The sequence below is a fragment of the Rosenbergiella nectarea genome, from assembly GCF_900111105.1.
Lineage (GTDB): Bacteria > Pseudomonadota > Gammaproteobacteria > Enterobacterales > Enterobacteriaceae > Rosenbergiella > Rosenbergiella nectarea.
The window spans coordinates 43607-53026 of record NZ_FOGC01000015.1; the positions used below are offsets into that span (position 1 = coordinate 43607).

Below are 9420 nucleotides of genomic sequence, written 5' to 3' on the forward strand. Positions count from 1 at the left end.
AGAGACAAGCTTACTGATTCAAGTCAAGCATTAAAATTTTAGAACGTCGTTGATAATTATAGAGTTTCTGCTTACTTTCAGGCAGAAACGCTATATCGACCGGTTGAAAACCACGTTCTTGGAACCAGTGAATGCTGCGAGTGGTCAGCACGAACAGCTTTTTTAAGCCAGCCAGTCTCGCTTGGTGGCTAACTTGTTGAAGTAATACATCGCCTCGTGAAGAGCTACGGTAATCAGGGTGCACCGCCACGCAGGCCATCTCACCAATTTTTTCTTCCTCGAATGGATAGAGGGCGGCACAGGCGATCGTTAATTGATCGCGTACCACAACCGTAAACTTATCGATCTCCATCTCTAATTGTTCGCGAGAACGTCTGACTAAAATTCCTTGCTGTTCGAGCGGGCGTATTAGCTCCAAAATGCCACCAATATCGTCTATCGTCGCCTTGCGGACTTGTTCGGCGGAAGCCATCACCACTTGAGTTCCGATACCTTCGCGAGAAAAAAGTTCTTGAAGTAAAGCACCGTCCTCCAAGTAACTAATCAGATGGCTACCCGGCACGCCGCTTTTACACGCTTGCATTGCGCCCCGTAAAAAGCGCACGGTCCCTGATAGATAATCCCCAGACGATTCATATTGTTCAATCCGTTGTTGGGCTTGGTCAGGAAACATCTCTGAGATAATCTTCCCTTCTTCATCGGGAACGCCTTGTTCTGAGCAAAAGCCAATCATTTTCGCGGCATTGAGTTTAATGGCGACTTGCGTCGCGATCTCTTCAGAAGTCAGGTTAAAACTTTCACCGGTAACCGAGACCGCGACGGGACCAATCAGGACGATCGCCCCGGTATCCAATTGCTGATTAATCGCTTGGTAATCGATACGACGAATACGGCCTGAGTGGCAGTAATCGATCCCATCATCAACACCCAAAGGCTGAGCGATAATAAAGTTGCCGCTGACCACATTGATGTGCGCGTTTTGCAGTGGGGTATTACCCAGACTCATGGAAAGCCGCGCGGTGATATCTAATTGCAATCTACCTGCCGCTTGTTTGACTAATTCCAAAGATTGCGCATCGGTAACCCGAGTATATTTATGATAAGTCGGCTCAATATTATGCTCGAGTAGATTCGCATCAATTTGCGGGCGCGCACCGTACACCACGACGAGACGAATACCTAAACTGTGTAATAGGCCAATATCGCTCACAATACTGAGGAAGTTTTCATGGCAGATCGCTTCACCACCGAGCATGATGACAAAGGTCTTATTGCGATGAGTGTTGATATAAGGGGCGGTATGCCGAAAACCTCTAACCAGTTCAGTGCTACGTTCTGTCACAGGGACTCCAAGTGAATTTTTATTCGTTATAAGTGTATTTTTATGCTTATTAGGCATAAATTGCAAGTTGTGATTGTGATAAATCACAAACTTATCTTTAGGGAAAAGGATATGTTGTTTCAAAAAGGATCCGTCGGGTCTCCACACTGGCGATTAGGCCTTGCTGTGCTTGCTTGCCTCATCACTATTATGCCACCTGCACAAGGAGCAGAAGGGCCGCAGTTCAGTGCAACCCGGGTATGGCCCTCTACACTTTATACCCGCCTCACGTTTGAGTCGGCAACGCTGCCAAGCTACCGCTATTTTATGTTGGAGTCACCACGCCGGTTGGTGATTGATATCGATGACTTCAGGCTTAGTCGCGTACTGCATAAACTGAGCCAGCAAGTTAACGCGTCAGATCCCTTTATTAGCCGGATCCGCGTAGCAAAATTCGATGCCAAAACGTTACGAGTCGTGGTTGACCTCAAACAACCGGTCAGAACGGATATTTTTAATTTAAAGCCCGTAGCCAACTTTCAGCATCGACTCGTGGTCGATCTCTACCCAAAGTTGAATAGCGATAAAGATCCGTTAAGTCTTTTTTTGGCCAATACGCCATCTGTGCGCAGTCCGCTCGAACCGCTCACTTCCCCCATCGGAAAAGCGCCGTTTATCGTGATGATCGATCCTGGGCATGGCGGGGAGGATCCGGGGGCTCATGGTTTGCGTAAAACTCTAGAGAAAAATGTTGTCCTACAAATCGCCCAACGGTTAAAAAGGTTGATCGATCAGCAGCCCGACATGGCCGCAGTGATGACGCGTAGCGATGACCATTTTGTTCCATTGGCAATGCGGGTGGCAAAAGCTCAGCAGCAGAAGGCAACGATTTTTGTTTCGATTCATGCCGATGCAGTGGCCAATCGACAGGCACGTGGGGCATCGGTTTTTACCCTGTCAACACGGGGAGCGACCTCTGCGGCGGCACGCTTTTTGGCTAACTCTCAAAACGAATCAGATTTAATCGGTGGGGTCAGTCGTAGTGGGGATAGTTATCTGGACAGTACGCTACTGGAGCTGATGCAGCATCAAACCTTGCACGATAGCGCGATTCTTGGCAGCGCAGTGCTTAAGCAGCTTCACAAGATCAATCCGCTCCATAAGTCTCGGGTAGAACGGGCGGGATTTGAGGTGTTAAAAGCCCCGAATATCCCTTCAATTTTGGTGGAGACTGCGTTTATCAGTCATCCTGAAGAAGAGCGGAAATTAAAGACGGCGCGATATCAACAACAGGTAGCAGAAGCGATTTTGGTAGGAATTCAGGGCTATAAGGTGAAACGTTATGAGTAATAAAAACCGCCTTCATTACTGAAGGCGGGCAGAGAAAAGTAGGGGTTAGCGTTGAGAGAGTTGTTGCTCTTTCTCACGTCCTGCGATGAAACCGTAGAAGATATAACCAATCATAGTGATGATAGTTCCACCAAACACCGCTTCAACCCCGCAAGAGTACACCCCGTAAATGCTGTAAAGCACGGCGGCGGTACTGACGATGGACGCAATACGGTATTCCGATGCACTGACTTGGCTTTTTTGCAGCATCACTTGCAGGCCGGTCATTGATAGTACATAAGGGACCATATTGATGAAGACCGCAAGATTAAGCAGCATGTTGAACTGTTTTAGCAAGTTAGGTGAGATGGTCATTGAAGCCAGTAACAGCTCTAGGACTAACATGATGAGCATACCGGCTATGGGGGCATCATCCTTACTGAGTTTGCTAAAAATAGAAGGGAATAAATGGTCATCTGCTGCAGATTTAGAAACTTGCGCATTGGTAAACTGCCAACCTAATAGCGAGCCGATACAGGCAATAACGGCTAATCCAGTTACGACCATACCGATGGTTGGGTTAAACATTTTAGCGAATACCAATCCGAAAGGCGCATTACTTGCCGCAAGCTCGGCATTAGGAATAATCCCTTGGATGACTGTCGTGGAAGCAATATAGACGATAGCGGCGAAACCCGTACCGAACAGACAAGCCAGCGGCACATTACGTTCTGGGTTTTCCACGGCATCAGAGTTCGCTCCTGCGGATTCTACTCCTAAGAAAGCCCACAACGTCAGGGAGATACCGGATGAAATAGCGCCACCGGTCGTTAAGCCATGTGGATTCCACGCCGAGCTGAAAATAGTTGGGTCAAACCAGAACCAACCAATAATCGATAAGCCAGCAACCGGAATAATAATTCCCCATACCGTAATATTAGAGATGCGGCCAGTGATCTTAGGCCCTTTGAAATTTGCGACCATCGTGACTACCAGAATTGCCACGACGGTAAGGAAGGTGTGGACCGGAGTTTCTTTGATCCAAGGGGCAAACGGCGCCATGTAACCCGTGGCGGAAACAGCAATTGCCACACAGCTGATGACTAAACAGATATAGTAGGTATAAGACGCGATGAAAAAGGCTGATTTGCCGTGAGCTTCGGAAGCATAAGCAGACATCCCGCCTGACCGCTTACATAAGGCGCCACAGCGTGCAAAGGTATAAGCAATACACATTGCACCGACTACGGTGACCATCCAGGATAGGACCGAAATCGCCCCGGTTTCTGCTAAACTGGCGGGTAGCATAATAATGCCTGATCCCATCATATTAACAGCAACCAGCACGGTTAGGTCCATCACCCCCATTTTTTTTGATTTAGTCGTCATAAACTTTCTCCTAATGTTAAAACAGTGTCCCTTTCATTTTGAAATTTATATTCTTAATTAGGCATATAAATATTCATTTTTTAATAATTGAAAGAGTATTTATGCTTTTTAAATTACGACTTACCTAGGGGTTTGTAATTGATTAATATCAATTTAAATAGCGCTAAAATTATTTTTAGATAATTATTCAAAAAGAAACTTTTTGCTAAAAATAAGAGTAAGTCGTTGTTTTTTAGGTTTTTGCAAAGCTGCTGCGGTTGAGTGGTACATATTTAAAATCATGATTAGTTAATAACTATCTAAAAATAATCTTTCGATGAAAAATGGGCTGGAATTTATTTTAAATTAGCGTTAGGTTTCTATCATCTTCCCGGTTTTTATTATTTTAATTCTATTTATAGGTAGATTAATAATCGGGAATAATTAATTTGAAATAATAAAGAGGTCTATATGTGTGACAAAAATTATCTAGTCGCCTTACACCAGGCGAGAACGCAACAAAGTAGTCTGACTCCTTTGGAAGAGACGATCGATACCATCAGCCACTCACTACGCAGTAAAGGTGAGCACGTTAAATTTACCCACCACTATCAAGAAGCGATAACCTACGTCAGTTCTATGGCACCCATCGACTGTATTATGATTGAGTGGACTCCTTCACAAAAAGAGGCCATTTGTCATCTTCTTAAGCAGTTAAGAATCCGCCATGAAAAGGTCCCCGCGTTTCTGCTGGTGAACACCCATGATGAGGGCAAATCGATTCCTGCAGAGGTGATGAGTAATATCATTGAGACGTTTTTAGTCCTCGATGATACCACCGACTTTATTGTTGGCCGTCTGCAGGCGGCGGTGGCGCGTTATGAAAAAATTATTATGCCACCGCTTATGTCAGCCATGATGAAGTACGCGAAAGAAAAAGAATATTCGTGGTCTGCGCCTGGTCACCAAGGGGGGATTGGTTTTTGTAAGACACCTGTTGGCCGTAAGTTTTTCGACTTCTATGGTGAGAACATCTTCCGTACCGATATGGGGATTGAACGGGCTTGTCTCGGATCAATGCTCGATCATACCGGGGCCTTTGGTGAGAGTGAAAAATATATCGCTGAGGTATTCGGGGCGCATCGTTCCTACTCATTAGTGGTCGGAACATCAGGTGCAAACCGCACGATTATGCAGGCGTGTTGTACCGACAACGATATCGCTATTTGTGACCGTAATAGCCATAAGTCGATCGAACAGGGATTAATGCTAACAGGCGTTGCACCGGTCTATATGACACCGACCCGAAATGCTTACGGGATCATCGGGCCGATTCCAAAAGCGCAAATGACGCATAAAGCCATCCAACAACGTATTGCTGATAACCCTTTTGCAAGCAAGGCGTTGAATAGCCGTCCAGTTTACAGCGTGGTGACCAACTGTACTTATGATGGACTTATCTACAATGGTGATGCTATTCAGCAACTGCTTGGGGAAAGCTGTGATCGTATCCATTACGATGAAGCATGGTTCGGCTACTCACGTTTTAACCCGATTTATCAGCACTTCCATGCAATGCGAGGCGATAAAGCGACACACGGGGCTGATCAACCGACTATTTTTGCTACCCATTCGACCCATAAACTACTGAATGCGTTATCACAGGCATCCTACATTCACATGCGCGAAGGCCGGGGATCGATTAAACCCGCACAGTTCAGCCAAGCGTACATGATGCATGCCACCACTTCTCCTCTTTACTCTATCGCGGCGTCGAACGATGTGGCTGCTGCGATGATGGAGGGTAATCAGGGGATTAACCTGACAACTGAAGTGATTGAGGAAGCCGTTGAGTTCCGTCAAGCGGTGGCCCGTGCCCACCAGCAAGCGAACGCTGAGAATAGCTGGTTCTTCAAACCTTGGAACCCTGAAGTCGTGACCGATCCGCGTACCCAGCAAAGCTATGACTTTGCGGAAGCCCCACGCGATTTATTAGTGAAAGAGCAGAGCTGCTGGATGCTGAATCCGACTGATCGCTGGCATGGTTTTGAGGGACTAGATGATAACTGGGTGATGTTAGATCCCGTTAAGGTCAGCCTATTAACGCCAGGCTTAAATGATGATGGATCGTTACAGGAAGAGGGAGTGCCTGCCGCGCTGGTGACTGCTTATCTTTCAAGCCTCGGTATTGTCCCAACGCGCACCACCGATTTCCAAGTCATGTTCTTATTCTCGATGGGTGTGACCAAAGGCAAATGGGTTACCTTGATGAATAGCTTATTATCCTTCAAAAAATATTACGATGCGGATGCGCCATTAAGTGAAGTGTTACCGGGGCTCGTCGAAACTGACCCTGCTCTGTATGGAACAATGACCATGCAACAATTGGGTCGCCGGATGATTGCATTCCTTAAGAAACATAATCCAAGCGACCAACTGAATAAAGCTTATTCAAGTCTGCCACAAATGGATATGTTACCGCGCGATGCTTACACGCAACTGGTAAAAGATAATGTTGAGCTTGTCTCAATCTTTGATCTTGCGGGTCGTACGGCCGCGAACTCCGTTATTCCTTATCCACCGGGAATCCCAATGCTGATGTCAGGGGAAAACTTTGGTGATCAGCACAGCCCACAAATTGCTTACTTACAAGCATTACAGGCTTGGGATGATGCCTTCCCTGGATTTGAACATGAAACAGAAGGGGCTGAAAAAGAAGACGGTATTTACCATGTGATGTGTGTAAAGCAATAGTCGACAAGTTGTGATAAAACACATTAAAAAATAAATGACTCAGGGTAACAATAGTTAAATTGTTACCCTTTTTTATTTACTAAATGACCCAACTTTAATTAAGATCAAAAATATTATTTTTAAATAAAATACCGGTAATTATTAATAAATCTTTAATTAATCTTATTATGATTAAGGTCAAAATCCTCGGGCAGTAAGACTTCTTTTAATAACGTGGGTAATTAATAATGAAGGGGTGGTATTCATTCATACCGATTGTAAAAAGGTAATAGTTTTATGTTGAAGAAAAATAAGTGTCTTGACCTAGATCGTGTATTTAAAAAATTATTAGAAGATGAATGTATCGGTTCACAATCAGATTTTGTTGAACATTTAACACAGCAAGGTTTTGAGCATATCAATCAATCAAAAATCTCCAGAATGCTTACCAGTTATGGTGCCGTCCGTAAGCGGAATGCGCGTATGGAAATGGTCTATAGCTTACCCGCCGAACGAGGTGTACCAACGGCTAAAACCACCCTTAAAAGTTCCGTGTTAAGTGTTGAGTACAATCAATGGATGGTTGTTATTCATACCGTTCCCGGTGCCGCCCCGCTTATTGCTCGGTTACTTGATTCCTGCGGAAGAAACGCTGGGCTACTCGGTACCGTAGCGGGTGACGACACAATATTTACCGTACCGGTGATGGACATGGAAATTAATGAAATCTATCAATCTGTTATGCAGATTTTAAATTCTGATGATAATTAGTACGTTATTAAAAATCTAGTGTAGAGGGAAATATGAATATATCAGCAATACTCTCAACGTATGCCAAAGAGGCTATACACCAATTAGGGATCGCTCCTGGCGTGCCGATTACGGCTAAAGTGTCATTACGCCCTGAATTGGCTGATTATCAAATCGACTCCATGATTCCACTTGCCAAACAATTACAGATGCCGCCTCGTCAATTAGCGGAGCAAGTGGTTGAACAGATGAGAAAAAATCCCCCCTTCAGTACGATGATTGAGAGTGTAGAGGTGGCTGGCGCTGGCTTTATTAATATAAGGTTAAATAATAGTTGGTTAGCGGAGGCGATAGCGGGATTGGCCGAGGATCCGCGATTAGGGGTAGCGCTGCAGGCGCCCACTCATATCGTTATCGATTACTCTTCGCCTAATGTCGCTAAAGAAATGCACGTCGGCCATTTACGTTCGACAATTATCGGTGATGCGAGTGTTCGTACTTTGCGCTTTCTTGGGCACAATGTGACGAAAGTTAATCATATTGGCGACTGGGGCACGCAATTTGGGATGTTGATTGCCCATCTAGAGGACGTGGAGAGTCATGACCGACTCACGCTCTCCGATCTGGAAGGATTCTATCGTGAAGCGAAAAAACGTTATGACCAGGATAATGACTTTTCTAAACGAGCCAGACAGTATGTGGTAAAGCTACAGCAAGGTGACGAGTATTGTCGTCGGATGTGGCAGCAGTTGGTAGAGATCTCAATGCAGCAGAACCAACAAAACTACGATCTCTTAGGCGTCTCACTCACGCCTGCCGATATCCGGGGGGAGAGCGCCTACAATGAGATGCTCCCAGACATTATCGATGATCTATTAGCGCGCCATATCGCGCAAGAAGAGCAGGGGTCAGTTGTCGTCTATCTTGATGCTTATAAAAATAAGCAGGGAGAGCCGATGGGCGTGGTGATCCGTAAGCAAGATGGTGGCTACCTCTACACCACCACGGACATTGCGTGCGCGAAATATCGGTATGAAACCCTCAACGCAGACCGTGTGCTGTACTACATCGATGCGCGTCAACATCAGCATCTTATGATGGCCTGGGCAATTGTACGTAAGGCCGGTTATGTCCCTCATGACGTTGCTCTGGAACATCATAAGTTTGGCATGATGTTGGACAAGCAAGGACAGCCTTTCAAAACTCGCGAAGGGGGAACGATAAAATTATCGGAACTATTAGCGGAGGCCGTCAGTCGAGCGAAGCGGCTCATCGAGCAGAAATCGCCACATATTGTGGGGGCAGACTTAGATGAGTTAGCCACGATTATTGGGATTGGTGCGGTCAAATATGCGGACCTCTCAAAAAATAGGACCACCGATTACATCTTTGATTGGGACAGTATGTTGAGTTTTGAAGGCAATACTGCTCCCTATATTCAGTATGCCGGAGCGCGTATTCATTCTTTACTTGAAAAAGCTCGGCTGCAAGGCTTGAGTTGGCAGGAGACTCAAGGACTGAGCGTGATGACTGCCGAGGAGCGCGCCATTGTATTAGCTATTTTACAGCTTGAAGAGCGCTTAAACTTAGTGGCGAGGGAAGGGATGCCTAATATGATGTGTCAGTATCTTTTTGAGTTGGCGTCACTGTTCTCACGCTTCTATGCGAATACACCGATTTTAGCCGAAGCGGATGGGGAGAAAAGAAGAAATCGACTCTACCTGACTCAGTTGACCGGACAAGTCTTGGCACTAGGTTTATCGACCTTAGGAATTCGGGTACCAGAAAGGATGTAAAAAAAAAGCTTATCAAGTCAACTTGATAAGCTTTCTTATGTTGGTTGCGGGGGCCGGATTTGAACCGACGACCTTCGGGTTATGAGCCCGACGAGCTACCAGGCTGCTCCACCCCGCGTCCGA

6 protein-coding genes and 1 tRNA gene are annotated in these 9420 nt (G+C 45.7%); 4 read left to right on the plus strand and 3 right to left on the minus strand.

The window, feature by feature from the left end; all coding sequences use genetic code 11:
• Window positions 1–10: 10 nt before the first annotated feature.
• Window positions 11–1399: an amino-acid N-acetyltransferase gene (argA, locus tag BMX14_RS15025; protein WP_092678183.1), complete on the minus strand. Its 1389-nt coding sequence runs from the start codon at window positions 1397–1399 to the stop codon at window positions 11–13.
• Between the two features lie 54 nt (window positions 1400–1453).
• Between argA and BMX14_RS16480 the strand changes: the two genes are divergently transcribed.
• A complete protein-coding gene (locus BMX14_RS16480; RefSeq protein ID WP_177173181.1) occupies window positions 1454–2671 on the plus strand; it encodes an N-acetylmuramoyl-L-alanine amidase in 1218 nt (405 codons plus the stop codon).
• Window positions 2672–2716: 45 nt separating this feature from the next.
• Here BMX14_RS16480 and potE read toward each other — a convergent pair whose 3' ends face one another.
• Window positions 2717–4039 (minus strand): putrescine-ornithine antiporter, encoded by a 1323-nt coding sequence (gene potE, locus BMX14_RS15040; protein WP_092678168.1) that lies wholly within the window; start codon window positions 4037–4039, stop codon window positions 2717–2719.
• Window positions 4040–4489: 450 nt separating this feature from the next.
• Between potE and adiA the strand changes: the two genes are divergently transcribed.
• The 3 genes from adiA (at window position 4490) to argS (ending at window position 9297) form a co-directional block, all read left to right on the plus strand.
• Complete coding sequence (adiA, locus tag BMX14_RS15045; RefSeq protein ID WP_092678170.1) at window positions 4490–6772, plus strand: arginine decarboxylase; 2283 nt, start codon at window positions 4490–4492, stop codon at window positions 6770–6772.
• Window positions 6773–7048: 276 nt separating this feature from the next.
• Window positions 7049–7522 carry a transcriptional regulator ArgR gene (gene argR, locus BMX14_RS15050; RefSeq protein WP_092678172.1) on the plus strand — a complete coding sequence of 158 codons (474 nt, stop codon included), beginning with the start codon at window positions 7049–7051 and terminating at the stop codon, window positions 7520–7522.
• A 32-nt stretch (window positions 7523–7554) separates the two neighbouring features.
• Complete coding sequence (gene argS, locus BMX14_RS15055; RefSeq protein WP_092678174.1) at window positions 7555–9297, plus strand: arginine--tRNA ligase; 1743 nt, start codon at window positions 7555–7557, stop codon at window positions 9295–9297.
• Between the two features lie 41 nt (window positions 9298–9338).
• On the opposite strand, the gene BMX14_RS15060 is transcribed toward argS, so the two are convergent.
• Window positions 9339–9415, minus strand: a tRNA-Met gene (locus BMX14_RS15060).
• Window positions 9416–9420 lie beyond the last annotated feature (5 nt).